At 59.7% G+C, this 24,727-nt stretch carries 24 protein-coding genes; 18 read left to right on the plus strand and 6 right to left on the minus strand.

All coding sequences use genetic code 11. The features are described 5' to 3' along the window. Nucleotides 1-94 precede the first annotated feature (94 nt). The 3 genes from ccsA to WCX49_RS05865 all read left to right on the plus strand — a co-directional run bounded on the left by ccsA (nt 95) and on the right by WCX49_RS05865 (nt 5,015). Complete coding sequence (gene ccsA, locus WCX49_RS05855; protein WP_345986647.1) at nt 95-3,244, plus strand: cytochrome c biogenesis protein CcsA; 3,150 nt, start codon at nt 95-97, stop codon at nt 3,242-3,244. 203 nt (nt 3,245-3,447) lie between these two features. Continuing rightward, entirely contained in the window at nt 3,448-3,879 is a 432-nt protein-coding gene (locus WCX49_RS05860) for a hypothetical protein (protein WP_345986648.1), read from the plus strand. 98 nt (nt 3,880-3,977) lie between these two features. Beyond that, nucleotides 3,978-5,015, plus strand: a complete 1,038-nt coding sequence (locus WCX49_RS05865) for a sodium:calcium antiporter (protein ID WP_345986649.1) — start codon at nt 3,978-3,980, stop codon at nt 5,013-5,015. Nucleotides 5,016-5,022: 7 nt separating this feature from the next. Here the strand turns inward: WCX49_RS05865 and WCX49_RS05870 are convergent, their stop codons facing one another. From WCX49_RS05870 to WCX49_RS05880, 3 genes are all read right to left on the minus strand, one after another. Next, on the minus strand, nt 5,023-5,454 hold the full coding sequence (locus WCX49_RS05870) for a pyrimidine dimer DNA glycosylase/endonuclease V (RefSeq protein ID WP_345986650.1): 432 nt from the start codon (nt 5,452-5,454) through the stop codon (nt 5,023-5,025). A gap of 77 nt (nt 5,455-5,531) precedes the next feature. Continuing rightward, nucleotides 5,532-5,870, minus strand: a complete 339-nt coding sequence (locus WCX49_RS05875) for a cupin domain-containing protein (protein WP_345986651.1) — start codon at nt 5,868-5,870, stop codon at nt 5,532-5,534. A 1-nt stretch (nt 5,871) separates the two neighbouring features. Then, nucleotides 5,872-6,279, minus strand: coding sequence for a hemerythrin family protein (locus WCX49_RS05880; protein WP_345986652.1), 408 nt, complete (start codon nt 6,277-6,279; stop codon nt 5,872-5,874). A gap of 78 nt (nt 6,280-6,357) precedes the next feature. Between WCX49_RS05880 and WCX49_RS05885 the strand changes: the two genes are divergently transcribed. From WCX49_RS05885 to WCX49_RS05895, 3 genes are all read left to right on the plus strand, one after another. Beyond that, nucleotides 6,358-7,002, plus strand: a complete 645-nt coding sequence (locus tag WCX49_RS05885; protein ID WP_345986653.1) for a Crp/Fnr family transcriptional regulator — start codon at nt 6,358-6,360, stop codon at nt 7,000-7,002. 119 nt (nt 7,003-7,121) lie between these two features. Then, nucleotides 7,122-9,596 carry an ATP-dependent helicase HrpB gene (hrpB, locus tag WCX49_RS05890; protein WP_345986654.1) on the plus strand — a complete coding sequence of 825 codons (2,475 nt, stop codon included), beginning with the start codon at nt 7,122-7,124 and terminating at the stop codon, nt 9,594-9,596. 72 nt (nt 9,597-9,668) lie between these two features. Next, on the plus strand, nt 9,669-12,281 hold the full coding sequence (locus tag WCX49_RS05895) for a DUF2339 domain-containing protein (protein ID WP_345986655.1): 2,613 nt from the start codon (nt 9,669-9,671) through the stop codon (nt 12,279-12,281). A gap of 3 nt (nt 12,282-12,284) precedes the next feature. Here WCX49_RS05895 and lolA read toward each other — a convergent pair whose 3' ends face one another. Then, complete coding sequence (gene lolA / locus WCX49_RS05900; protein WP_345986656.1) at nt 12,285-12,800, minus strand: LolA-like outer membrane lipoprotein chaperone; 516 nt, start codon at nt 12,798-12,800, stop codon at nt 12,285-12,287. A gap of 165 nt (nt 12,801-12,965) precedes the next feature. Here lolA and secA point away from each other — a divergent pair, with 165 nt between their 5' ends. From secA to WCX49_RS05920, 4 genes are all read left to right on the plus strand, one after another. Next, nucleotides 12,966-15,545, plus strand: a complete 2,580-nt coding sequence (gene secA, locus WCX49_RS05905) for a preprotein translocase subunit SecA (RefSeq protein ID WP_345986792.1) — start codon at nt 12,966-12,968, stop codon at nt 15,543-15,545. Beyond that, on the plus strand, nt 15,542-16,750 hold the full coding sequence (locus tag WCX49_RS05910) for an ABC transporter permease (RefSeq protein ID WP_345986657.1): 1,209 nt from the start codon (nt 15,542-15,544) through the stop codon (nt 16,748-16,750). Before secA ends, WCX49_RS05910 begins: the two co-directional genes overlap by 4 nt. A gap of 172 nt (nt 16,751-16,922) precedes the next feature. Then, on the plus strand, nt 16,923-18,095 hold the full coding sequence (locus tag WCX49_RS05915) for a cytochrome c peroxidase (RefSeq protein ID WP_345986658.1): 1,173 nt from the start codon (nt 16,923-16,925) through the stop codon (nt 18,093-18,095). Nucleotides 18,096-18,148: 53 nt separating this feature from the next. Continuing rightward, nucleotides 18,149-18,373, plus strand: coding sequence for a hypothetical protein (locus WCX49_RS05920; protein ID WP_345986659.1), 225 nt, complete (start codon nt 18,149-18,151; stop codon nt 18,371-18,373). A 4-nt stretch (nt 18,374-18,377) separates the two neighbouring features. Here WCX49_RS05920 and WCX49_RS05925 read toward each other — a convergent pair whose 3' ends face one another. Then, nucleotides 18,378-18,755, minus strand: a complete 378-nt coding sequence (locus tag WCX49_RS05925; RefSeq protein WP_345986660.1) for a hypothetical protein — start codon at nt 18,753-18,755, stop codon at nt 18,378-18,380. Between the two features lie 61 nt (nt 18,756-18,816). Here WCX49_RS05925 and WCX49_RS05930 point away from each other — a divergent pair, with 61 nt between their 5' ends. The 3 genes from WCX49_RS05930 to WCX49_RS05940 are packed head-to-tail and all read left to right on the plus strand — an operon-like array spanning nt 18,817 to nt 20,526. After that, nucleotides 18,817-19,557, plus strand: a complete 741-nt coding sequence (locus tag WCX49_RS05930) for a DUF695 domain-containing protein (RefSeq protein WP_345986661.1) — start codon at nt 18,817-18,819, stop codon at nt 19,555-19,557. 2 nt (nt 19,558-19,559) lie between these two features. Further along, nucleotides 19,560-20,171, plus strand: a complete 612-nt coding sequence (locus WCX49_RS05935) for a 1-acyl-sn-glycerol-3-phosphate acyltransferase (protein WP_345986662.1) — start codon at nt 19,560-19,562, stop codon at nt 20,169-20,171. Further along, nucleotides 20,161-20,526, plus strand: a complete 366-nt coding sequence (locus WCX49_RS05940) for a diacylglycerol kinase (protein ID WP_345986663.1) — start codon at nt 20,161-20,163, stop codon at nt 20,524-20,526. Before WCX49_RS05935 ends, WCX49_RS05940 begins: the two co-directional genes overlap by 11 nt. On the opposite strand, the gene WCX49_RS05945 is transcribed toward WCX49_RS05940, so the two are convergent. After that, complete coding sequence (locus tag WCX49_RS05945; RefSeq protein WP_345986664.1) at nt 20,517-20,783, minus strand: hypothetical protein; 267 nt, start codon at nt 20,781-20,783, stop codon at nt 20,517-20,519. The genes WCX49_RS05940 and WCX49_RS05945 overlap by 10 nt on opposite strands. A 223-nt stretch (nt 20,784-21,006) precedes the next feature. On the opposite strand from WCX49_RS05945, the gene WCX49_RS05950 reads away from it, so the two are divergent. The 5 genes from WCX49_RS05950 (at nt 21,007) to WCX49_RS05970 (ending at nt 24,726) form a co-directional block, all read left to right on the plus strand. Continuing rightward, nucleotides 21,007-21,237, plus strand: coding sequence for a hypothetical protein (locus WCX49_RS05950; RefSeq protein ID WP_345986665.1), 231 nt, complete (start codon nt 21,007-21,009; stop codon nt 21,235-21,237). Nucleotides 21,238-21,242: 5 nt separating this feature from the next. After that, on the plus strand, nt 21,243-21,635 hold the full coding sequence (locus WCX49_RS05955) for an ester cyclase (RefSeq protein WP_345986666.1): 393 nt from the start codon (nt 21,243-21,245) through the stop codon (nt 21,633-21,635). A 66-nt stretch (nt 21,636-21,701) separates the two neighbouring features. Next, nucleotides 21,702-22,256: a RimK/LysX family protein gene (locus tag WCX49_RS05960; RefSeq protein WP_345986667.1), complete on the plus strand. Its 555-nt coding sequence runs from the start codon at nt 21,702-21,704 to the stop codon at nt 22,254-22,256. Continuing rightward, complete coding sequence (locus tag WCX49_RS05965) at nt 22,253-23,791, plus strand: UUP1 family membrane protein (RefSeq protein WP_345986668.1); 1,539 nt, start codon at nt 22,253-22,255, stop codon at nt 23,789-23,791. Before WCX49_RS05960 ends, WCX49_RS05965 begins: the two co-directional genes overlap by 4 nt. Then, the gene (locus WCX49_RS05970) at nt 23,788-24,726 is read left to right on the plus strand and encodes an alpha-L-glutamate ligase-like protein (protein WP_345986669.1); all 939 of its coding nucleotides are present in this window, start codon (nt 23,788-23,790) and stop codon (nt 24,724-24,726) included. Before WCX49_RS05965 ends, WCX49_RS05970 begins: the two co-directional genes overlap by 4 nt. The last annotated feature ends 1 nt before the right edge of the window (nt 24,727 follow it).

The following is a 24,727-nucleotide window of genomic DNA, read 5'->3' on the forward strand; positions in this document are numbered from 1 at the left end:
CGCGCTCTTGCATTGAAAGCCTTCGTTAACCGAAAATGACTACAATTACGCACTTTGGGGGCTGCGCGCTCCCGACTGCATGAAAAGGAATGAGATGAAATACCTCCTCTCCATTATCGGCTCCATGAAAACCATGGCCGTGCTTATGATGGTCTTTGCCGTCTCGGTCGGATACGCGACCTTTGTCGAAAACGATTTCGGTACTCCGACGGCAAAGGCGATGATCTACAACGCCCGCTGGTTCGAGGTGCTGCTGGGCCTCCTGGCGGTGAACCTCGTACTCAACATTGTCCGCTTCAAGATGTGGAAGAAGGGCAAAGGGCTGGTGTTCCTGTTCCACTTCGCTTTCCTCGTCATCCTCTTGGGCGCGGCGATCACCCGATACGTCGGTTACGAGGGAATGATGCACATCCGCGAGGGGGAGATCGAAGACAAGATCACCAGCTCGTCCAGCTACCTCAAAATCGTCTATGACGACAACGGAAACGTCGGTGAGTACAAGCAGGGGCTCTACCTCTCCAAGCTCGGCGGCAACGACGTCGATACGGCGTTCGACGCTGCGGGCAAGCATGTCACCGTCAAGCTGCTCGAATACATCCCCGACGCCGTTTACAGCGTTGTCGAAGCCCCCGACGGCAAGCCGATTGCCAACATGATGATCACGGGCGGCGGTGCCCCCGACCAGATCCAGCTCTCCCTGGGCGAACAGTACGAGAACGAGAAGCTCATCATCGATTTCGACTCCGGCAAGCCGCTGCATGACGGCAAACCGGTGGTCCGCCTCTATATGGAAGGCGACAGCCTCAAGATGGCCAACGGTTTCCCGATGACCTACCTCAAGATGGACGACCAGAGCAGCGGCGCGGTCGCCCCGTCCCTGGAGAACGACGCGTCGACGCGTACGCTCTATACGACGGAGAACGGCGCGAACTTCGTCGTCCGCAGCTTCCTGGCCAAAGGGAAGAAGACCGTCGTCTCCCAGGAGGCGAAAAAGAGCGGCCCGATGATGCGCAGCGCCACGCAGGACGCGATGCGCCTGCAGTTCAGCGACGGCAGCGAGACCAAAGAGATCGTCGTGATGGGTACGTCCGGCCAGGTCGGCGTCCCGGCACCGCTGACGCTTTCGGGCATCCCGATGTCGGTCAGCTACGGCGCCGAACTGATCCGCCTGCCGTTCGCCCTGAAACTGACGGACTTCGAACTCGACCGCTACCCGGGCTCGCAGTCGCCGATGTCCTATGCGAGCGAGGTCGTCCTCATCGACAAGGAGCAGAACATCGAAATGCCGTATCGCATCTTTATGAACCACGTGCTTGACCACCGCAACTACCGTTTCTTCCAGTCCTCGTACGACCGTGACGAAAAAGGGACCGTCCTCTCCGTCAACCACGACCCGGGAACCCTGCCGACCTATCTCGGCTACTTCCTGCTGGCCGTGGGAATGTTCGGTGCGCTCTTCGCCAAAGGAGGGCGTTTCCGTCAGCTGGGCAAGATCGCCAAGCGTGCCGCTGAAGCGAAAGAGAAGCTGGCCGCCGCCTTTGTCGCGGCAGTGCTGATCGCTTTTGCTCCGCAAAACGCCAAGGCCGACACGAACCCGATGATCAAGGAGATCACCTCGTTCGACAAAACCCATGCCGATATGTTCGGGGCGCTGGTCGTCCAGGACAGCAACGGGCGGATGAAGCCGGTGGATACGCTCAGTACGGAGATCCTGCACAAGATCAACCGCGGCGACACCATTCTGGGGCTCAACCCCAACCAGATCCTGCTGTCGATGATGCTGATGCCCGAAGCGTGGCGCGACATCAAGATGATCCGCAGCGACAAGCTCGTCAACAAGGAGTTGGGAATCGACGCCGGTGAGAAAACGCTCGCCTTCAACCAGTTTTTCGAATACCCCGAGGAGCTGGCCGGCTACAAACTCAACAAGTACGTCGAAGAGGCCATCCGCAAGGCCCCGGGCAAACGCGACAAGTTCGACAAGGCCGTCATCAAGGTCGACGAACGCGTGAACGTCGCCTACATGGTCTATACGGGCGCGCTGCTGCGCCTCTGGCCGGATGCGGCGGACACGAACCATAAATGGGTGGCCACCATCGACGCGATCAACGGCTTCACGCCGCAGGAGAGCATGGTGGTCCGCTACCTCGCGGCGCAGTACTTCTCCGCCATCGACGACGCGGTCAAGAGCGGCGACTGGAGCAAGGCGGATGCCGCCCTGGTCCAGATCACCGGGCACCAGAAAAAAGCGGGTGCACTCGTCTACCCGGACGAGAGCAAGATGAAGCTGGAGATCTGGTACAACCACGCCAACATCTTCGAGCGCCTCTGGCCGCTCTACTTCCTCGTCGGTTTCGTGCTGCTGGTCTTCGCCTTCGCGCACATCATCAACCCGCGTGTCAAGCTGGGGCTGATGGCCAAGGGGGCCTACGGTCTGCTCGTACTCTTTTTCCTCGCCCATACGGTCGGCCTGGCGATCCGCTGGTACATCTCCGGGCACGCGCCGTGGTCCAACGGCTACGAGTCGATGATCTATATCGGCTGGGCGTCGGTGCTGGCGGGCTTCATCTTCTCGCGCAATTCGCCGATCACCCTGGCGGCAACCTCCATCCTTGCCGGGCTGATCCTTTTTGTCGCCCACCTCAACTGGATGGACCCGCAGGTGACGAACCTCGTCCCGGTCCTGCAGTCGTACTGGCTGAGCATCCACGTCTCCATGATTACCGGCAGCTACGGCTTCCTGGGGCTGGGGGCGCTGCTGGGCTTCATTACGCTGATCCTCTTCATGTTCAACTCGGGTAAACGTTCCAAGAGCATTTCGCTCTCCATCAGGGAGCTCAACGCCATCAACGAGATGAGCCTCATGGTCGGTCTGGCAACACTGACGGTCGGGAACTTCCTCGGTGGGGTCTGGGCCAACGAGAGCTGGGGCCGCTACTGGGGCTGGGACCCGAAAGAGACCTGGGCGCTGGTGACGATCCTCGTTTACGCGGTCGTCATCCACCTGCGCTTCATCAAGAAGATCTATACGCCGTATCTCTTCAGCGTTATTTCGCTGCTGGCGTTTACGTCGGTCCTGATGACCTATTTCGGCGTCAACTACTACCTGGCGGGGATGCACTCCTACGCCAAAGGCGACCCGGTGCCGATCCCGGATTTCGTGCCGGTGACCTACGCGATCGTCTTTGCGGTCATCGCCCTGGCGGCCCGCCACCGCAAGCTCGCGCCGCTGGATGCCGAGTAGAACGCTCCGCTGACGGCCTGACACTTCCCCGCGGTGCCATCGGCACCGCATCCCCCTCCATTTTCACACGATTCAGAACCCTTTTGTTCCAACGTTGTACAGGACGAATAAGAGTGCTATTTTTTTCCTTCCGCTCCTTGTGGTTTTATGGGATTAAATAATTTAGATATAATTTTTTTCGAATTGAAAAACAGGAGAGGCGAATGCTGAAAGTAGTGATGATTGCACTGGTGGCAATGGGTATCCAGCTGATGGCGGCGGATCAGAAATTCAATCTGAAGTTCAACATGCTCAAACTCAATGCGGAGATGGGCGAAGCGCGGGAGTATATGATCCGCAACGACCGGAAAGAGGCGCTGAAAGTGTTCGCACGGCTTAAAACCGAGGTGCATGACCTCCTGAGCAACAAGGAGAAGATCGAATCCATGCTGCCGCCGGAGAAGAAGCAGAAATCAAACATCGCCCTGGAATCGGCCAAGATGATCGCGGAAAATATCGAGCTGATCGAGGATGCCTACGGACCCAATACGCGTGACCTGACACCGCGCAAACAGCAGATCAAAGCCCAGCGGGCCTACACTTCTATCGAGCTGGCCTGTTTCCACTGCCATAACCTCGTCCGCGACGAGTTGTAGCACCCAACCCTCTGCAGGCGGTGCCGCACCCCGAAGGGGCTTTTTGGATGGAAAAAGGCACAATGGAGGATATGATCTCATAACGGGAGTTCCCTGTGATGCATCCGGATACGTGGCCGCCGATATACCTCTATACCGCTTTTGTCCTGGCGGCGCTTGTCGTCGGATGGTTCGGCATCAAGATGACCACGACGGCACGCGACCTCGCCCATGAAACGGGGATGGGTGAAGCGCTGATGGGGGCACTTTTCATCGGAGCCTCCACCTCGCTTTCGGGGTTGACGACCTCCGTAAGCGCCGCCGTATCCGGTTTTGCGGAGCTGGCCGTCAGCAACAGCCTGGGCGGCATCGCAGCCCAGACCGTTTTTCTTGCCTTTGCCGATATCGCCTACCGGCGGGCGAACCTCGAACACGCTGCCGCTTCGGCAGAGAATCTTTTCATGACGGCCCTGCTGATGACACTCCTGAGTATCCACATGGTGGGGATCGCCGTTCCCGATATCAGTTTCTGGTCGGTGCACCCCGTCACGCTGCTGCTGCTTGCAGCGTACCTGCTGGGTATCCAGCTGTTGGCGCGCACGCATACGATGCCGATGTGGCTGCCGCGAAAAACACGCGATACCCCGGCGGAGAAACAGCGACCCGCCAGACGCAGGCCCGAGGGCATGCCCGGTCTCTGGGTCCGTTTCCTCATCTACTCATCCGTCGTTGCCGCAGCGGGCTGGTTCCTGGCACAGCTAGCCGTGCCGATCGTGCAAAATTCGGGACTCTCCTACGGCATCGTCGGCGGGATTTTCACGGCCGTCTCGACCTCCATCCCCGAACTTGTCGTTGCCGTTACTGCTGTGCGTATGGGGGCGCTCAACCTCGCCGTCGGGGATATTATCGGCGGTAATGCGTTTGATACGCTCTTTATCGCGGCGTCGGATGTCGCTTACCGGGAGGGGCCGATCTACGCCGCCGTCTCCGGGGCGGAAGTGTTCTGGCTCGCGGACGCCCTTATCATGACGGGGGTGGTTATGATGGGGCTGCTCTACCGCCAGCGCCACGGGCCGGGAAACATCGGGCTTGAAAGCACGATGCTGCTGCTGCTCTATTTCGGGGGCGTGGCCCTTTTGGGGCTCGGAGCGGTGTAGAAGGGCGTCAGCGAACGACCTCCCACGTTTCCACCTCCCCCTCAACTGCGGTAAAGAGCGGATGCGTCTCTATATCCCGCAGTGAAACGAGTGTGTTGTACCGTTCCGGATCGCGGCGTTCCAGTTTGTGCAGCAGATGCGATGTTTCGTAGGCGATCTGGCCTTCGTGTACGGGCATCACGGTGCATTCGCCCTGTTGCACTATTTTTTGCCGGTTAAAGTTGTAACCTCTGCGCTCCGCCTCGTCCGCCACGAACCCAAGATAACAGGCGATGGCCGCCGTCGGATCATCCGTCTGTTTAAAGCGGAGCAGCTGAGGATGGTTCCTGTACCCCTTTGTTCTGCCGAGCAGCACGTTCTGCGCCAGCAGCGCTTCGCGCCACAGCGCTACCAGCCCTTTGGCGTCGAGGTATTTTGGGTGGAGTGACCAGAGTCTCATTGCTCTCTTTTTCCTTGTTCCCGTACGCTGAACGGGGAAGAATGCCCCACTATACTACAGGTATACCAAAAGCGGGATCACGCCTTCGTCAGGTCGATGACGCGTGCAAGGGCATCGTTTTTCGAGAGCGTCAGCCGGACGACACTATCCGTGCGGGCCTCAAGGGAGTGGGGGACATGGGCGTCAAAACAGACGATCTGTCCTCGAAGCAGGTCGGCTGTATCGCTGCCGGACGTGACGGTGACGCATCCTTCGAGCACCATGACGGTGATAGGACCGGGTGCAGCGTGTTCCCGCATGATGTTCCCCTTGTCCATACAGATGCGGATCTCCTTGGAGAAAGGGCTCTCCAGTATCTTTTCGGCGACGACCCCTTCTCCGAAGCGCGGCGCTTCGAGAAATGCGAACGTGCGCATCTCAGCTCGCTTTGATCATAGCGATGAAATTCGCCGTCACCGTGTCCATGGTCGCGATGTGCTGGTGAAGCCATAGCGGGGTGTCGACGCAGATGTAGTTGCGGATGATCTCATCGTCTTTCCGGTTACGCCACTCCATCATTACCAGCTGGAATTCGTTCAGCGCGCGGTCGTGCTCGGCTTTGTGCATCTCATAGGCGGGGAAGCCCACTTCACGCATCAGCTGCTCTTCGTTGGCAAAGTGTTCACGCGTATGGAAGAAAAGCGCCTCGAGTGCGGCGGAGAGGGCCGTCTCCGGGGCGCCGGTGTCGAGCAGCGTCTCGATACGGTTGAGCTGTTCGACCTCCTCGGCATGGACGGTGTTCATCTCCTCAAAGGCGACGCTGGGGAGTTCGGCAATGGCGATCATATGATGATTCCTTTTTTATCGCCAGTATAGGTTATGATAGGGGCTTGTGATATTGATCTTGATCAATTTGGAGGAGTGATGGGACTGGAACACTGCTATCTGTTCAACCGGCTGGAAGCGGATGATCTTGCGCTGCTGCGGGAAATCACGCAGGTTAAATCGTACAGCGAGGGGAGCACGCTCTTTTATGCCGGGGAGCGTCCCGGGAAACTCCGCCTGATTGCGTCGGGCGTCGTGCAGGTCGTCAAGCACGACACGGCCGGCAACGAGATCGTCCTGGCCCATTTCCGTGCCGACGACCTCGTCGCCGAGGCGGCCCATTTTGAAAACATCCCCTATCCGGCCACGGCGCGCTGCGTCACGGACGTGACGCTCTACGAGATCGATTTCGAGGCTTTCAAAAGCCGCTTTCTGAACCGCCCGGAGGTGGCGCTGGGGATCATCCGCTCTCTGACATACAAGATCAGGCAGCTCGAAGCGGTGATCCGGCGTACTTCGGTCGATGATGCACAGACCCGGCTGGCGCGTTTTCTGCTGGAGCATGCCGACGCGCTGCCTGTGACGACCCAGAAGCAGATCGCGTCGCAGATCGGCCTGACGCCCGAAACGGTCTCACGCATTGTACGGCGCTTCAAAGCGCGGGGATGGGTCGAGGTGCGCGCGCGGAAGATCGTCATCATTGATCCGGAGGGGTTGAGAAGCCTCCAGGATGAAACGGAGTAGAGTGATATGAATACAGGCACAGATGCATATGACTGTTTTGACACGCATGAACCTATGCATACTGCCCCGATTAGACTTTTTTCACTTTTTGCTTCTTCGGAACCGTTATAATCCCATCTATGTTATCCGAACTTCCCATTCACGCTGTCCTTCCCGAAATAGGGCAGGCGTTTTCCGCTTCTAACCAGCTCATACTGCAGGCTCCGCCGGGTGCGGGAAAGACGACTGTCGTACCGCTGGAACTGCTGGAGGCGCAGTGGTTGGAGGGCAAAAAGATCGTCATGCTGGAGCCGCGGCGGCTCGCGGCGCGCAACGCGGCGCTGCGGATGGCGGAGCTCTTGGGCGAGGCGGTCGGGCAGCGGGTAGGGTACCGCATCCGGCAGGAGACGAAGGTCTCGGCGGCGACGCGCATCGAGGTCGTGACCGAGGGGATCCTGACGAGGATGCTCCAAAGCGACCCGGCGCTGGAGGATGTCGGGGTGCTCATCTTCGACGAGTTCCACGAACGCTCTATCCATGCCGACCTGGGGCTGGCGCTCTCCTTGCAGTCACAGTCGCTGCTGCGCGACGACCTGAAGCTTGTCGTTATGTCGGCGACGCTCAACGCGGAGGCGCTGACGGGGGTGATGCCCGATGCCGCCGTCGTCACGAGCGAGGGGCGCTGCTACCTGGTGGCGTACAGTTACCTCGACATACGCCGCAAACCTCCCGAGGCGAAAACGGTCGCCGCCCTGACGGCGGAGACGATCACGGCCGCGCTCAAGGCAGAAACGGGCAGCATGCTCGTCTTCCTGCCCGGCGTCAGAGAGATCAACGCCGTCGAACGTGCCTTGCAGGGGAACCTCGGAAGCGACACGCTGCTGGCGCCGCTGTACGGCGACCTCGCCAGGGCGGCGCAGCAGCACGCCATTGCCCCTGCACCTGCGGGCAAACGCAAGGTCGTCCTCGCGACGAACATCGCCGAAACGTCGCTGACCATCGACGGGGTACGGATCGTCATCGACAGCGGGCTGGAGCGCTATGTGGAGTACGACGCGGCCTCGGGGATGAACCGGATGCGCACGCGCATGATCACGCAGGACTCCGCCGTGCAGCGTGCCGGGCGGGCAGGGCGGACACAGGAGGGCGTCTGCTACCGGCTCTGGCATGAGAACAAGCCGCTGGTGCCGCATGCACGTCCTGAAATCCTGCAGTCTGACCTGGCCCCCCTGATGCTCGAGCTGGCCAACTGGGGCGCATCCGTCGATGAGCTTGAATGGGTCGATGCACCCCCGAAACACGCAGTAGACGAGGCGTCGTCTCTTTTGATATCACTTAATATGGCAGATTCGTCCGGCCGCATTACGCCCCACGGCGAAGCGGCGCTCTCACTCGGCGCGCACCCGCGCATGGCCCATATGCTGCTGCGCGCAAAAGCGCAGGGGCTGGGGTACGAAGCGGTACTGATTGCCACGCTGCTGCAGGAGCGTACGGGTTTCAGCGGCACGGACCTGGGCGAGGGGATGGGGTGGCTGGACCGCTCCCTGCAGTCGGGATCGTGCGGCAGCGTATTGCACCACGCCGTCAACGTCCTCAAAAAGCGCACGGGATGCGAGCGGGGAAGTAAGGTCCAGCATGATGCGGCGGGAGTGCTGACGGCGCTGGCCTATCCCGACCGCATCGCCAAACGCCGGAGCCGGGGTTCGGAACGCTTCGTGATGGCCAACGGCAAGGGGGCGGAACTGGGCGACGCCACTGCTTTCCTGCACGACGACTATCTTGCCGTCGCCGAGGCCGGCGGGCAGGGGGAGGTGCTGCGCATCTTCCACGCCGCAGGGCTGAGCGCGGCAGACCTGGAGGCGTGGTTCAGTGAGTTGATCCGGACGGATGAAGACGTTTCATGGAACGATGAAGCGGGTCGGGTAGAAGCCCTGCGCACGGAGCGCATCGGGGCCGTCGTCATTGCCCAGTCGCGCATCGCCAACCCTTCGCCGGAGCTGGTGGCGCTGGGCGTACTCGACGGCATCCGCAGGGGCGGTCTCGATCTGCTGCCGTGGACGCCAAAGAGCAGGTCTCTGTGCGAACGGGTCAATTTCGTCAACCGCCATCTGCCGGAGACGTTCGGCCCGATGGACGAGGCTGCTCTGCTAAAGACGCTGGAAACGTGGCTGCTCCCCTACCTGGAGGGAATCCGCGACCTCAAGGGGCTGCAGAAGCTCGATCTCTATGCGATACTCTCCGGCCTGCTGGACTGGGACGCGCTCCAGCGGCTCGATGCCCTGGCACCCGAAGCGGTGACGGTGCCCAGCGGTTCGACCATCCGCATCGATTATACCGACCCCGGCCAACCCGTGCTCGCCGTACGCCTGCAGGAGGTGTTCGGCTGGGAGCAGACACCGGCGGTGCTGGAGGGGAGGGTAGCGCTGATGCTGCACCTGCTCAGCCCGGCGCAGCGGCCGGTACAGGTGACAAAGGACCTGGCGTCGTTCTGGCGGGAGGGGTATGCGGAGGTGCGCAAGGAGCTGCGGGGCAAATATAAAAAACACTACTGGCCCGAAGACCCCTACGAGGCGGTCGCGACTGCAAAGACAAAAAAGGGGATGGCCCGGGGCTGACCAGAAGCGGCGGGAAGAAGTGGGCATATTTGTGTTAGCATAGCATCAGAAAATAATAAATAGGAATATCTGATGTTGACACTGCTTGCCGTTCTGATCATCTTTTTCCTCATCCTCGACCTCTACAAGAAGAATGGGGAGCTGCGCGAGCGGCTGGATGCGCTGGTAAAAGAGGAGAAACACGAAAAACGCGAGAAACCGGTTACGCCGATGGAAGCGGTCAAGGAAAAACTGCTCTCGCCTGCGCAGAAACCGGTGGTGGCCACGGATCACACTGCCGAAACGCGAACCCGGCCGGAAAAACCGGCCCATGTCGTCCCGGAACCGCCGGAAGAGGCAAGGCCGCATGCCCCGCGGGAGGAGGCTGCGGAACCGTCGCCCTTCGCCGAAGCGCTCAACCGTTTCATCACCGGCGGCAACATGCTGGTGAAGGTCGGCGGCATCATCTTTTTCCTGGGGCTCGTTTTCCTCGTCAAATACGCGGCCGATCACAACATGATCAGCATCGAGATGCGCCTCATCGGCATTGCGCTCGGGGCACTGGCCATTACGGGGCTGGGCTGGCGGCTGCGCGAGCGTGAAGGCTACTACGGCCTTGTTCTGCAGGCACTTGGTGTCGCCTCGTTCTACCTCGTCGTCTACGCGTCGGCGAAGATGTACGGCCTGCTGAGCATGCCGCAGGCGTTCGTCATCATGCTGATCGTCGTTATCTGCGGCTCCCTGCTGGCCGTGGCCCAGGATGCGCTCATTTTGGCACTCTTCTCGGTTGCCGGCGGTTTCCTGGTGCCGATCCTTACTTCCGACGGCAGCGGTTCGCATATCGTGCTGTTCAGCTACTACGCGATGCTCAACATCGGCATCCTGCTGATTGCCTGGTACCGCTCCTGGCGGCTGCTCAATATCGCCGGTTTCTTTTTCACCTTTGTCATCGCGACGGCCTGGGGCGTGCTCCGGTACGATCCTGCGCTCTTCGCATCGACGGAACCGTTTCTGATCTTCTTCTTTCTGCTTTACCTGGGCGTCAGTATCCTGTTTACCTCCAAGCAGCCTTTTGACGTCCGCGCGTTTATTGACGCGACGCTGGTCTTCGGGCTGCCGCTCGTCGCGTTTGCCCTGCAGGCGTCGATGATCGATCAATACGAGTACGGCGTTTTTTGCAGCGCCGTGGCCGTAGGCACGCTCTACCTGGCGCTCTTCTGGCAGCTCTCGCGCCATACAAAAATGCAGATGCTGGCCGAGGCGTTCCGCGCGATCGCCGTCGTCTTTTATACCGTCGCCGTTCCCTACGCGCTCGACGACCGGATGACCGGGGCACTCTGGGCGCTTGAAGGTGCGGCCGTCGTCTGGATCTCCTTGAAATATACCAAGCCCTACGGCGTTATTTTCGGGGTCGTACTGGAACTGGCGGCGACGCTGCTCTACCTTCTGGCGACCCTCGGCCGTCCGGCGGAGTACGCCTTTGCGAACGGGCTTTTTGCCGGGGATGCGGTCATTGTCCTGGCGGCTTTCTTTACCGCTTTCAGGCTCTGGCGGCATAGCGACGACGGCCGTAAAACGTCCCTGCAGACGCTCTCCTTCCTCTTCCTCGGTACCGGTTTGGCGGTGTGGCTGCTTGCGGGGCTCCAGGAATCGGAGCGCAGCAGTTTCGAGCTGGGCAATGTCATGTTGATCTATACCGCGCTCAGCGCTGCGGTACTCGCCGTGGCGGCGCGCCGTCTGTCGTGGGGCGCACTGGAGCAGGTCCTGCAATACTACCTGCTGCTGGGGGCGGCCACCTTCGCATCGCTGTTCTACCATTACATCGATTCGCACCCTTTCGCGGGGATCGGAAGCATCGCCGTCGTCCTTTTCTTTACCGTGCACTACGGGCTGTTGTGGCGCTTCGGGTCAGGCTGGAGACTGCGGGCGCTATTGCATGTTACGGGCTTCATCATGCTCGTGCTGATCCTGTCGCGCGAGCTGCAGTACGCTGTCATGCAGTGGACGGCGGTAGAGAGTCTGGCCTTCGGCGCATTCGGCATCCTCCCGATCGCTGCGCTGCTGCTCGTGGTACAGAAAGAGACCCTTTTCCCGCGCCTGGTCCGCGGTCAGCTGGAACATTACCGTCTGGTGGGCGGGATTACGCTCGCGACCATCCTCGGCATCTGGGAACTCAAGGGATGCGCCCTGGACGGTGCCGTACCGTTTATGCCTTACCTGCCGCTGCTGAGCCCGCTTGATTTGCTCCAGGCGGCGGGGCTGGCGGCCTTTGTCTACTGGCTGAACCGTGTCGAAAGATTGATGAATGTACCGGAGAAGATCGCCTACAAAGCGGCCGGCATCGCGGCGTTCCTTTATGCCACGGTCCTGCTGGGACGGGTGGTCCATTTCTACGGGGAGGTCGCTTACACGGCCTACGCCCTCTCCGCCAGCCTTGTTTTCCAGGCGTCGCTCTCCATTTTGTGGAGCAGTATGGGGATCGCCGCCATGCTCGCCGGGAAGCTGCGGGCGGAGCGGACGGTTTGGATCGCGGGGGCGGGCGTGCTGGGCGTGGTCGTCCTGAAGCTCTTTGTCGTCGATCTCGCCGGCAGCGGGACGGTCGAGCGAATCGTCTCTTTCATCTCCGTTGGTGTGCTGCTGCTTCTGGTGGGCTACTTTGCGCCGATCCCGCCGGTACGGCAGGCCGAAGCCGGGGAGGGGAAGTAGGGGCTATTCGCTGAGGATGTCGTACCCGGTGGGGATCACCGGGAGAAAGAGGGCGTCGTCGAGGCTGCGGTTGACCTTCTGGGCCGAAAAGCGGATATGCACGTTGTTCTCGAAAGCGTCGTGGTAGGAGATCGCCAGCGGGATGTCGTTGCGGATGCGGATGAAGAACTCCTGGGATTTGTGGGTCGCCAGGTAGGTTTCGTCGTCAAGCTTGACGGCATCGGCAAGGATCTTGAAAAGGTCGATCTCGTCGCGGAAGGTCTTGACGATGGCCTGTTCGAGTTCCGGTTCGATGATGGTGACTTTGTGGCCGATGACGAAGACGCTCTTTTCGACGGGCTTGAAGTAGTGCCAGTGGGCCTTGTCGGGGCGGGTCGCGTCGACATGCCCTTCGTAGGTGATGGTCTTATTGGTGTCGTCGACGATCTGCTGGGTGAAATCCGCACTGAACGTACGGATGGAGTCGGTGAACCCGAAGAGGGTCGTGAGCGCGGCGAGCAGCAGAAAAATCGCTTTCATATGGGAACCTTTTTTTGCGCAATTGTAACCAAAAATGGTGACCGGACACCCCATGCCGGGACCGCATAGGGTTTTGAGATGTGCCCTTTATAAAAACGATACCTTCGCTTAGTTATAATCAGCGCAAAAAAAGGGGCACTGCCGGTGCCCGGAACTAGGGAAAAGATGCTGCAGACGATGATGGGCAAGGTGTTCGGCACCAAGAACGACCGGGAGCTGAAACGCTATAAACGGGCACTGAAAAAGATCAATGCGCTCGAAGCGACGTACGAAGCGATGGACGATGCGGCACTGCAGGCCGCTTTCGAAGAACTGAAAACGGCCGTGCGCGCCGAAGAGAAGAGCCTGGAAGAGGTTCTTCCCGACTCCTTTGCCATGACCCGCGAAGCGGCCAAACGTACCCTGGGAATGCGTCACTTCGACGTGCAGATGATCGGGGGGATGGTCCTGCACGAAGGGCGTATCGCCGAGATGAAGACGGGGGAGGGTAAAACCCTCGTGGCCTCGCTGCCGGTCGTGCTTAACGCAATGACGGGCAAGGGTGTGCATGTCGTCACCGTCAATGACTACCTGGCCCAGCGCGACGCCACGGAACTCTCCCCGCTCTACGAGTTCCTGGGCTACACCGTCGGTACGGTCCTCGAGGGCGAGTACGATCCGCAGGTCAAGCGTGCCCATTACGCCGCCGATATCACCTACGGAACGAACAACGAGTACGGGTTCGACTACCTGCGCGACAACATGAGCTTTTCCCGCGACCAGATGGTACAGCGCGGTCACCACTTCGTCATTGTCGACGAAGTGGACTCCATCCTCATTGACGAGGCGCGGACCCCGCTGATCATCTCGGGCCCGACGAACCGCACCCTCGACAACTACGTCCGCGCCGACGAGATCGCCAAGCAGCTGCGTAAAGAGACGCACTTTACCGTCGACGAAAAGGACCGTCTCGTCCTGATCACCGAAGAGGGGATTGCCAAGGCCGAAGAGCTCTTCGACGTCGATAACCTCTACAGCCTGGAAAACTCCGCCCTGTCGCATCACCTCGACCAGGCCCTTAAAGCCAATTACATCTTCGAAATCGATGTCGACTACGTCGTCAAGGACGGCGAAGTCGTCATCGTCGACGAGTTCACGGGCCGCCTCTCCGAGGGACGCCGCTACTCCGAGGGGCTGCACCAGGCGCTCGAAGCGAAAGAGCGTGTGCAGATCAAGGAGGAGTCGCAGACCCTCGCGGACATCACCTTCCAAAACTATTTCCGCATGTACGACAAGCTGGCGGGGATGACCGGTACGGCGCAGACCGAGGCGACGGAGTTCGCCCAGATCTACCGCCTCGACGTCGTCTCCATCCCGACGAACGTTCCGGTCGTCCGCGAAGACCTCAACGACCTGATCTACAAGACCGAGCTCGAGAAGTTCCAGGCGGCCATCGAAAAGATCAAGGAGCTCAACGCTAAAGGGCAGCCGGTCCTGGTCGGGACGGCGTCCATCGAGAAGTCCGAACTTCTGCATGAGCTGCTCAAGCGCGAGAAGATCGCCCATACCGTCCTCAACGCGAAGAACCACGCCCAGGAGGGCGAGATCATCAAGAGCGCCGGTGAAAAGGGCGCGGTCACGATCGCGACCAACATGGCCGGGCGCGGGGTCGACATCAAGGTCAGCGACGAGATCAAGGCAATGGGAGGTCTCTACATCATCGGGACCGAGCGCCACGAGAACCGCCGTATCGACAACCAGCTGCGCGGCCGTTCCGGCCGCCAGGGCGACCCGGGGGTCAGCCAGTTCTACCTCAGCCTCGAGGATAACCTGCTGCGCATCTTCGGCTCCGATAAGATCAAGACGATCATGGAGCGCCTCGGCGTCGAGGACGGGGAGTACATCGAGTCGAAAATGGTCACCCGCGCCGTCGAGAAGGCGCAGAAGAAGGTCGAGAACCTCCACTTCGAAGGGCGGAAGCAGATCGTCGAGTACGATGACGTCGCCAACGAACAGCGCAAGATCGTCTACCGTTTCCGCAACCAGCTGCTTGACCCTGAGTTCGATATCGGCGTCAAGGTCAACGATATCCGCGAGGCCTACGTGGCGCGCGCGCTCGGCGAGTGCGAGATCTACGAAGGGGGTGCCCGTGAGGACTTCGCCCTCGAGCGGCTGACGAAACTGCTGCAGGAGGAGCTCCACTTCACCCCGGCGGCCGACGCGCTGGCAGGGCTGGATTTCGAAGCGCTCTCCGAGAAGCTCACGGCCGACATCAAAGCCGAATACGATACGAAGATGGCCGTCGTGGATGCATCCGTCCGCCGCGACATCGAACGCGAGATCTACCTCAAGACCCTCGATACGGCGTGGCGCGAGCACCTCTACCGCATGGATACGATGAAGACGGGTATCCGCCTGCGTGCATACAACCAGAAAGACCCGCTCGTCGAGTACAAAAAAGAGAGCTTCAACCTCTTTACGGAGCTGATCGAGACGATCAAGTACGACACGATCAAGACGCTGCAGATCATCCGCTTCCAGCTCCGTTCGCCGGAGGAGGAGGCCGAGGCCTTCGCCCGGGCGCAGGAGATCGAACGCAAGCAAAAAGAGATGCAGATGCAGCTCAACCGCGAAAGCGACGCCGCAGCCGATATCCCTGCAGCAAAGAAGCCGGCCCGCAACGACCCGTGCCCCTGCGGCAGCGGTAAAAAATACAAGAACTGCTGCGGGCAGAGCGGACCGAAGAAAGGGGCGTTCGCCTCTTGAAAACACAGCGCAGCCTGACGAACTACCTGCTGCGCCGCTTTCTGCGGTTTGACCGGGAGCAGCCCTTTATCTTCCTCTCCGCAATGCTCGCCTTCCTCGGCATCATGCTCGGTGTCATGGTTCTCATCATCGCCATGGCGCTGATGAACGGTTTCGACAACGAGTTCAAGAAGAAACTCACCATCATGAACTATCCGCTCACCATCGTGCCGCGCTTTTACGGAAGCGTGAACACGTCGCTGCTGCTGGACCTGGAACATGATTTCCCCCAACTGAAATTCAGCCCCTATGTCGCCGCTTCCGTCATCGCCCGCAGCGGTTCTCAGCTCGAGGGGGGCTACCTTTTCGGCGTCGATTACCAGGCCGAAAGGGAGGTGAACCCTGTCGTGGCGAAGGCGCTCGAGACCTTGCCGGAAGGGGGTTTCAAAGTCGTCGTCGGTGAAGCGCTGCTGGAATCGTTTGCGCTGACCGAAGGGGACCGGCTGATGTACATCTTCACCCAGATCGAGCCGGGGGGACTTGCGGTGACGCCGAAGCTCAAACGCTTCGTCATCGCCGGGGCCTTCGATTCGGGCCTGAGTGCGTATGACAAAGCCTACAGCTATACGGATCTGCATTCCCTGCAGACGATCATGCACCTGCCCGACAACGTCTACGACGGCATCCATATCATGACCGACGACCCGCAGGCGGTAATAGAGGAGGTCCGCAAGGTTCTCCCCGCCGGGGCACGCATCAAAGGGTGGTGGGAAGACAACGTCAACTTCTTTGCCGCGCTGGAGCTGGAAAAACGTTCGCTCTTTATCGTCTTGATGCTCATTATCCTCATCGCGGCCGTCAATATCATCTCGTCGCTGCTGATGACGGTCATGAACCGCCGCAGCGAGATCGCGCTGCTGATCTCGCTCGGCGCATCGCCTGCGCAGATCAAAAAGCTCTTTTTGAAGCTCGGCGTGGTCATCGGGATCGGGGGGATCGTCACCGGCGCCATCCTGGGCCTTTCGGGCGTCTGGGTGCTGCAGACCTTCGACATCATCTCGCTGCCGAAACACGTCTACCCGACGGCACGCCTGGCACTGGACCTCTCCTGGCAGGATTTCGTTTCCATCCTCGGCGGGGCCTTCGCCATCGTCGTGCTCTCCTCGTGGTACCCGGCCAAGAAGGCGAGCGAAGTCGACGTCCTGACCGTGCTGCGCAACGAGTAGCCCTTTTCGCGCCCCGGGGCGCCCCGTTGATCTTTTCCGCTTACTGCAAAACCCTACCAAATTGTCCTGTTTATAATAATACTATCGATAATCACTATCAAATTAAAGCTTTCTCGAAGAATATTTTTTGCATACTTTCAAAACGATTATGATTATCAATAATGGAGAAAAGATGAAAAAAGAGTGTGTTGCAGGACTTGGAATCCTCATGATGCTGCTCGGCGGCTGTAACGATACGAACGAAAGCGGGCTCGATCCGCAGAAGGTGACGCTCGGGGAAGCGTTTTTCAATGACACGAACCTGTCCAATATGGGCAATCAGTCCTGTGCCTCCTGCCACGATGCGGCACACGCCTTCAGCGAGGCGCGGACGCAGACGGCCCAAAATGATTTCGGTGCCGTCTCCATCGGGGATGACAACGTTTCACTCGGGGACCGTAACGCCCCGACGGCCATGTATGCCGCGTATTTCGCCGCGTTCCATTTCGATGACGAAGCGGGCGAGGGCGAAGGCGGCGGCGGGCTCTGGCTCGGCGGCCAGTTCCATGACGGCCGGGCTGCGGATCTTACGGCCCAGGCGAAGGGCCCCTTCCTGAACCCGGTGGAGATGCAGATGCCCGACCTTAACAGTGTCGTGGCACGTGTCAAGGTCAATCCGGCGTACGTGACGGAAATGACCGCGCTGTACGGGGCGGATGTTTTTGATGACGATACCGTCGCCTATGAGGCGGTTGCGGATGCCATCGCGGCTTTTGAGAAGAGCGATGTTTTTGCTCCGTTCGATTCGAAGTACGACCGCTGGCTCAAAGGCGAAGCGGAGCTGACGGAGCTGGAGCGCAGAGGGCTGGAGCTGTTCGTCCGCGAGGACAAGGGCAACTGTGCTGCCTGCCACCCCAATTTCGGCTCGGACGGCGCCCCGGCGCTCTTTACGGACGGTACCTTCGATAACCTCGGCGTGCCCGTCAATGAAGCGGTCCGCACCGACCCGAACAACCCGTTGAGCGGCGTGGCGGGTTACCGTGACCTCGGCCTGGGCCAGACGACGGGCGACAGTTCGCTGAACGGTGCGTTCAAGGTGGCGACGCTGCGCAATATCGCGGTCACGGGACCGTATATGCACAACGGGGTGTTCAAGACCCTCAAGGCGGTGGTCCACTTCTACAACACCCGTGACGTGACGGATGCCCTGAACCCGGAGACGGGAGCGCCGTGGCGGACGCCCGAAGTCCCCGAGACGATCAATGTGGACGAACTGGGCAACCTGGGGCTGAGCGAAGAGGAGGAAGACGCCATCGTCGCCTTCCTCAAAACCCTGACGGACGCCCGGTACGAATCCCTGCTGTAACGATTGATTCGGCCCCGCCATTGCGCTATACTGTTAGAAAAAACGGAGGGCCGATGTCCATTGAAGGGTTGATGCTGAGTGCTGCCGCGTTGCTGCTGGTAATGGCGGTGGGACTCTTCTATCTGATCGTACGCCGGATCCGCAGTGCCGAGCGCGATGACAATGCACGGATGGAGAAGCTGGGCGAATCGCTGATGGAGAAGCTGGAGTCGCAATCGCTCTCCGAGGAGCAGAAGGCGAAGATCGCCGAGGCGCTCAAAGAGATCAGGGGGCGTTAAGCGCTCAGAGGATCGCCCAGAGCACCAGCGGCGGGTAGACGACGAAGCCGGCGTAGGGCATCCACTTGGCCAGCGGCATGATCAGCATCTCCTGCAGCTGGGCCGAGGCCTCCTGTTTGTCGAAGATCTGCTGCATCAGGACGATCTTCGTGGCGATATCGATCGTTTTGATAAAGAGCAGCAGCACCGCCGGCAGCGTCATCTGTGTTTCCAGGATGAGCCAGATCGCGAAGTAGTAGGTCGGGTGCAGCAGCAGGAAGTAAAAGATGCTCTTGTCGTAGCGCCGCCGGATGCGGATGAGCATCTCCAGCATCGTGGGCGCCTTCTGCCAGGCGACCTCGAAACCTTCGAGGAACAGGTAAAAAACTGTCACTGCCAACATGATCTCCATCTGTTCGTTCCCAATCTTTGTTAAAATACCGCCATTATACCAAGGGCAGTGCATGAACGTTACCTACACGACGAAAAATGAAGAGAATACCCCGGTGACCATTGAGGCCAACCTCGATTTTGAACCCCAAAGCGACGATACGGTCTGGATGCTCTGGTGCTTCGTACCGCTGAAGACGCCGGACGCGGAGGGCGGCTGCGGCGAAGCGGAACGCGCGGTGCTCGATACGATCAGGGAGACCCTTGGCGAACGGCTTGAGCTGCGCAACGGGGCGCTGTATGCCGGGATGCGCCTGCAGGAGGGGTGGGCGGAACTCTATTTCTATGCCGCCTGGAGCAAGGGGGCCGAGCAGCAGTTCCGCGACCTTTTCAAGCAGCATGGCTACGGCCAGATCGAGTACGGGGCCACGCGTGATACCCATCATGCCTTTTACCACGACACGCTTGCGCCCGACCCGTTTGAGCTGCAGCAGGCGAAAAGCGCCGAGATCATCGCCGAGCTTGCGGCCGCCGGCGATGACCTGAACGTGGCACGTCCGGTGGAACACTACCTCTTTTTCCAGACGCACAGTGCCATGCAGCGTGCCGCCGCGGCCCTGGCCGAAGAGGGCGTGCGGATTGAAACGGACCTGGAAGAGGAGGGGCATTACCCCTACGGAATGCTTTACGAGCGGACGCACGCCTGCACTCCGGAGGCCCTGGAAGAGGTGACGCTGCCGCTGCTCGAAACCGTGCTCGAGGCCCACGGTATCTACCTGGGATGGAGCACATCGCTGGCCGGAAGCGAGGGGTGAGCATGCGGAAGTGGCTGCTGCGGCTGCTCTGGGTTGCCGCCGCGCTGCTGATCTCCCTGCGCTACCGTGTCAGGGCCGTCGGACGCGAACGCGTCCCCGCCGCCGGGGCGGTCCTGCTGCTGGGAAACCACGTCAGCTGGCTGGACTGGCTCCTCGTGCAGATAGCACTGCGCCGCCGTCTGCTGCGCTACATGATGGAGCGTTCCATCTACGAATCGCCGGTGCTGCGCTGGATGTTCCGGCTCGGGCGGACGATTCCCGTCTCTTCGAAAGCCTCGAAGCAGGCATTTGAGGAGGCGGCGGCGGCACTGAACGCGGGGGAGGCGGTCGGCATCTTCCCCGAAGGGGGCATCAGCCGCCGCTGCGAAATAGAAAAGTTTTACCGTGGATTTGAGATAATAGCGTCACAAAGTCACCAGGGAGAGATCGTGCCGTTCTACATCGAGGGGATGTGCGGCAGCCGACTCTCCTACACCCGGAAAACCCACGCCGGCCGGCGCTGGTCGCTTCGGCGTCCGGTCACGGTCGTTTTCGGGGCCCCGATGCCCCTTGGCAGCAGCGCGGATACGGTGCGCGGCGCCGTTATGCAGTTAAAGGATACTATTGCTCAATAAACCGGAATACACCCTCTTCAAAAACACGCGCTATGCCCTGAGCGGCCTCATCGAGGTGATCCGCAACGAGAGCTCTTTCAAACTGCAGCTGCTGCTCTTTTTCGGCATGGGCACTTTTGCATGGCTGCTGCCGATCTCGCCGCTTTACAGCGCGGTGCTGAGCATCTCCCTTTTCATCCCGCTCCTGGCCGAGCTGGCCAACAGCGCGGTCGAGCGCGTCGTAGACCTCGTGACACTCGAATACCACGAACTGGCCAAACGGGCCAAAGACGCCGGGGCGGCGCTGGTCTTCGTTTCGCTCGTGATGACCGGCGCGATCTGGATCAGTACGCTGCTGATCGCTTTTTACTTCTGAGCCTTTTCCGAACTCGTATTGGCATCTGACGCGTACTTGCTCGGAAGCTCCGGGGTGTACCCGTTGGCGATGTCGAGGCAGCGCCGGTAGGCGGTATCACAGGACTCGTAACAGGCTGAGGATGCATTCTCCATGCCGTCACATTTCGCGATACAGGCGCTGTTCCTGTCGTCGCACACCTCCATCGGATCCTTCTCTTCGGCATGGACTGCAAGTGCCGCAAGCAGCAGACACGTTCCCCAGACTAACTGTTTCATGATGCGTATTCTCCTCCCGGCGTGGCGGGCGTTTCTTTGATATAGGGCAATGGAATAACCGGCTAAATTATAGCGCTGTTTTTGCAAAAAAAGGAGTATAATTTCAGGTTTGCACTTGTTTTAGTTTTGGCCGCCGCCGGGCGGTCATGGCGGGCATTGCCCATGCTCGGCGCCGATGGGCGCTGTACTATTTGAGGTCGAAATGACGATTTCTGATATTGAAATGGAAATGAAGTTGAACGGCGTAGAGGAAGCGGATATCGCTTCGATTCTTGCGGTTTGTAAAACAAAGGGATATGCCCCCGAAACGCTTGACGAAGAGCTGGAAAAACGGGGCTACGAGCGTATCTTTACTTATGATTTTGAAGACGAAGCTTCCTGGGAGGACGATGACGACGATGAGTTTGCACCGATCGAACGTTTCCCCCACAAGCATCGTTTTGACGACGAGTGAGCCCCATGGAACCGCGACAGCTACTGCAGCAATACTATGAGATGTGGAACGACAAGGATTTTTCCAAAGCCGATGCGCTCCTTGACCCGGATGTCCGTTTCCGCGGATCGCTGGGAATAGAAGCCAACGGCCTTGTCGGATTCAAAGACTATGCCGATCTGTTCAGTACGGCCTTCCCGTCGCTTTATCATGCCGTCGAGATCACGGTCGTGGAGAACGATAAAGCCGCTGCCTATGTCTCTTACACGGGCAAGCATGAGGGCGAGCTTTTCGGCCATCCCGCTTCGGGCAACAGGGTCAGCTTCTCCGGAGCCTCCTTTTTCCATTTCCGTAACGGCAGAATCGCCTCCATCAACGTGCTCGGGGACCTGAATACACTGCTGTCGCAGTTGTCTTAGACACTTTTCTCTGTTACAATTAAGTTAAAAAGACAAATTCAGTCTTCTGAAAGTGAGTAACGTATTTTGAAGAAACGGACCTTCCTGGCGATCCTTTGTTTTGTAGCCTTTACCGCGCTGTACGGTGCGGAAACGGCCGGGCAGCAGCCCCCTGTCATAGAACCGGCCGAAATGAGCTGGAGTGACGAGGAGGCGGATGCGGGCGAGATCGGCACGAAACAGGTCATCGGTATCGTCGAAAAGGTCTTCGTCGAACCGGGCGCGATGCTCCTTGAAGGACGGATCGATACCGGGGCCAACACGACGTCGATCGGTGCGGAGAACCTGCAGATCGTCAACGAAGACGGCCAGGACTGGGCGCTCTTCAGCGTCAAGGGGACCCCGATCCGCGCGAAGGTCGTCCGTTATGTCAAAATCAAACAGCATGGCGCCCCTTCGCAGCGCCGTGCCGTCGTTATGCTCAAAGTCACGATCAGCGACGTGACGCAGGCGGTCGAGGTGACCCTGACCGACCGGAGCAACTTCAAATACAAAATCCTGATCGGCGTCAATTTCCTGCGTGACCACTTTATTGTCGACGTCAGCCGGAAATTTGTCAAAGAACTGGTGGAAATGCCGTGATCTCTTCACGTTTTCAGGTAATGATGATCGCCATGCTGCTGGCGATGACGGGGCTTTTTGTCGCCTGGTACAAGGTTGTCTACCTCGGGGTCCCGGTCACACCGCATGACAAGCGTTCCGTCTTTACCGTTACGGCGGAAGTCGACCTCGAAGGGACGGGGGCACCCGCATCGGTCTCGCTGCGCCTGCCCTCGACACAGCCGGGAATGAAGATCCTCGAACGTGAGGGTGAGGCCGGCGAGTTCGGTATGACGACGGCCCTAATGGACGACGGCGAACTGCTGCACTGGACAAAGCGCAGTTTCGACGCGAAAAGCAAACTCTTTTACAAGATCCGGGTGACGCCCGAACCCCTCTATGAACCGCAGGACAGTCAGGCGCTCTGGGATACGACCCCGGCATATGACGACACCCAGTTCTGGGACGCTTCCGAACAGGCCGCCGCGGCGGGTATTCTGAACTATGCCCGGGAGCATTCGGCCGACGCGATCTCCTTGGCGGCGCAGCTGATCGACATGTTCAATACCGAAATGCCGACCGATGCCGTCAAAGAGCTTCAGGCAAAGAAAAACGAAACGACCGCCTCGCTAGTCATGGCGCTGCTGGCCCGCGAAAAGATCACGTTCCGCAAGGTACGCGGGATCATGCTTGAAGACGGCCAGAAGAAACGCCGCGCCGTGACGCTGCTCGAGGTCAAAGGGGCAGACGAGTCGGGTTACTTCAGTTTCAAAACGGGACAGATCACGCTGCCGGAGAACTTCTTTGTCTGGTCGCTCGGGAACCGGGCGATGATGACGACCAAGGGGATCGCCAAGGCACGCCTCCGTTTCTCCGTCAGCGAGGCCAAAGTAGCGGCCTCGATGCTCAGCAAGCGCGAAATGCTCAAGCAGGGGAACGATTTCCTCAATTTTTCGCTTTACGCCCTGCCGAGCTCCCAGCAGAATGCCTTCAAACAGCTACTGCTGATCCCGATCGGCGCGCTGGTAGTCGTCATTTTCCGTATCCTTATCGGTATCCGGACGATGGGGACCTTTATGCCGGTGCTTTTTGCCCTGGCCTTCATCCAGACGACGCTGATCAGCGGCCTGGCGATGTTCTTCGTCATCGTTTCGAGCGGTCTCATCGTCCGCAGCTACCTTTCGCGGCTGCAGCTGCTGCTGGTGGCGAGGATCTCCGCCGTGATCATCGTCGTCATCAGTATCATGTCGGTGATGAGTATCGTCAGTTTCAAGCTCGGCATCGACGAGGTGCTCAAAATCACCTTCTTCCCGATGATCATCCTTTCCTGGACAATCGAACGGATGTCGATCCTGTGGGAAGAGAGCGGGGCGCGCGAGGCGCTGACCCAGGTCGGCGGTTCCCTCGTCGTTGCGATCGCCGCCTTTTTCGCGATGGATAACGACTTCGTACGCCACCTGACCTTCACCTTCCCGGAACTGCAGCTGCTGGTCCTGGCCATGGTCATCCTGGTCGGCCGTTACACCGGCTACCGCATCACCGAACTGGTGCGCTTTGCACCACTGGCCGGACGATGAAATTCGTGACCTTCGGTGCGCTGCGGCGCAAAGGAATCGTCGGGATGAACTACCGCAACGTCGAGCTCATCGGCCGCTACAACCCGCGCAGCCACTATCCGCTGGTCGATAACAAACTGATGACGAAGGAGCTGGCGACCGCGTCCGGCGTACCGGTCACCGAACTCTACGCAACGATCGAACGCCAGTCCCAGCTGCGCAACCTCCATGACATCCTTGCCCCCTTTGAGAGCTTCGTCGTCAAGCCCGATTACGGCAGCGGCGGGAAGGGGATCGTCGTCATCACGCACCGCGAAGGCGACACCTTCATCAAGGCGAGCGGCGATGCGCTCTCACTGAACGACCTGCGCAAGCACATCTCCAATATCCTCAGCGGACTTTACTCGCTGGGCGGCCGGTACGACACGGCCATCATCGAAAAGGTCGTCGCGTTCGACCCGATGTTCGCCGATTACAGTTTCGAAGGGGTACCGGATATCCGTATCATCGTTTACCGCGGGTACCCCGTCATGGCGATGATGCGCTGCCCGACCCGGGAGAGCGACGGCAAGGCGAACCTGCACCAGGGGGCGGTCGGCGTCGGGCTTAGCCTGAAAGATGGCTCGGCCCTCTCGGCGGTCATTCATGACCGCCCCGTCACGCACCACCCCGACACCCACCACGATTTCGCCAAACTGAAGGTCCCGCAGTGGGAAGCGGTTCTGACGATGGCGGCGTCTTGTTACGAGATGACGGGCCTGGGATACCTGGGGGCCGATATCGTGTTCGACAAGAATGACGGGGCGCTGATGCTCGAGCTCAATGCCCGCCCGGGGCTGGCGATCCAGATCGCCAACGGGCGGGGGCTGCGCGAGCGCCTGGAGACGGTCGACCGGCAGAAACAGCCGCGTTCGGCCGCCGAACGCGTGCTCTACAGCATGAACTATATCGAATAAC

It is taken from the genome of Sulfurimonas sp. HSL-1656 (assembly GCF_039645585.1).
Classification (GTDB): Bacteria; Campylobacterota; Campylobacteria; order Campylobacterales; family Sulfurimonadaceae; genus Thiomicrolovo; species Thiomicrolovo subterrani.

What these genes read in the sequence shown, in the direction of transcription:
- WCX49_RS05885 (WP_345986653.1), top strand. Translation starts at nt 6,358, where the DNA reads ATGGGACTGGAACACTGCTATCTGTTCAACCGGCTGGAAGCGGATGAT.
- WCX49_RS05915 (WP_345986658.1), top strand. Translation starts at nt 16,923, where the DNA reads ATGAAAAAAGAGTGTGTTGCAGGACTTGGAATCCTCATGATGCTGCTC.
- WCX49_RS05935 (WP_345986662.1), top strand. Translation starts at nt 19,560, where the DNA reads ATGCGGAAGTGGCTGCTGCGGCTGCTCTGGGTTGCCGCCGCGCTGCTG.
- WCX49_RS05865 (WP_345986649.1), top strand. Translation starts at nt 3,978, where the DNA reads ATGCATCCGGATACGTGGCCGCCGATATACCTCTATACCGCTTTTGTC.
- WCX49_RS05870 (WP_345986650.1), bottom strand. Translation starts at nt 5,454, where the DNA reads ATGAGACTCTGGTCACTCCACCCAAAATACCTCGACGCCAAAGGGCTG.
- WCX49_RS05950 (WP_345986665.1), top strand. Translation starts at nt 21,007, where the DNA reads ATGGAAATGAAGTTGAACGGCGTAGAGGAAGCGGATATCGCTTCGATT.
- lolA (WP_345986656.1), bottom strand. Translation starts at nt 12,800, where the DNA reads ATGAAAGCGATTTTTCTGCTGCTCGCCGCGCTCACGACCCTCTTCGGG.
- WCX49_RS05945 (WP_345986664.1), bottom strand. Translation starts at nt 20,783, where the DNA reads ATGAAACAGTTAGTCTGGGGAACGTGTCTGCTGCTTGCGGCACTTGCA.
- WCX49_RS05925 (WP_345986660.1), bottom strand. Translation starts at nt 18,755, where the DNA reads ATGTTGGCAGTGACAGTTTTTTACCTGTTCCTCGAAGGTTTCGAGGTC.
- WCX49_RS05920 (WP_345986659.1), top strand. Translation starts at nt 18,149, where the DNA reads ATGTCCATTGAAGGGTTGATGCTGAGTGCTGCCGCGTTGCTGCTGGTA.
- WCX49_RS05875 (WP_345986651.1), bottom strand. Translation starts at nt 5,870, where the DNA reads ATGCGCACGTTCGCATTTCTCGAAGCGCCGCGCTTCGGAGAAGGGGTC.
- WCX49_RS05880 (WP_345986652.1), bottom strand. Translation starts at nt 6,279, where the DNA reads ATGATCGCCATTGCCGAACTCCCCAGCGTCGCCTTTGAGGAGATGAAC.
- WCX49_RS05970 (WP_345986669.1), top strand. Translation starts at nt 23,788, where the DNA reads ATGAAATTCGTGACCTTCGGTGCGCTGCGGCGCAAAGGAATCGTCGGG.
- secA (WP_345986792.1), top strand. Translation starts at nt 12,966, where the DNA reads ATGCTGCAGACGATGATGGGCAAGGTGTTCGGCACCAAGAACGACCGG.
- WCX49_RS05895 (WP_345986655.1), top strand. Translation starts at nt 9,669, where the DNA reads ATGTTGACACTGCTTGCCGTTCTGATCATCTTTTTCCTCATCCTCGAC.
- ccsA (WP_345986647.1), top strand. Translation starts at nt 95, where the DNA reads ATGAAATACCTCCTCTCCATTATCGGCTCCATGAAAACCATGGCCGTG.
- hrpB (WP_345986654.1), top strand. Translation starts at nt 7,122, where the DNA reads ATGTTATCCGAACTTCCCATTCACGCTGTCCTTCCCGAAATAGGGCAG.
- WCX49_RS05930 (WP_345986661.1), top strand. Translation starts at nt 18,817, where the DNA reads ATGAACGTTACCTACACGACGAAAAATGAAGAGAATACCCCGGTGACC.
- WCX49_RS05860 (WP_345986648.1), top strand. Translation starts at nt 3,448, where the DNA reads ATGCTGAAAGTAGTGATGATTGCACTGGTGGCAATGGGTATCCAGCTG.
- WCX49_RS05955 (WP_345986666.1), top strand. Translation starts at nt 21,243, where the DNA reads ATGGAACCGCGACAGCTACTGCAGCAATACTATGAGATGTGGAACGAC.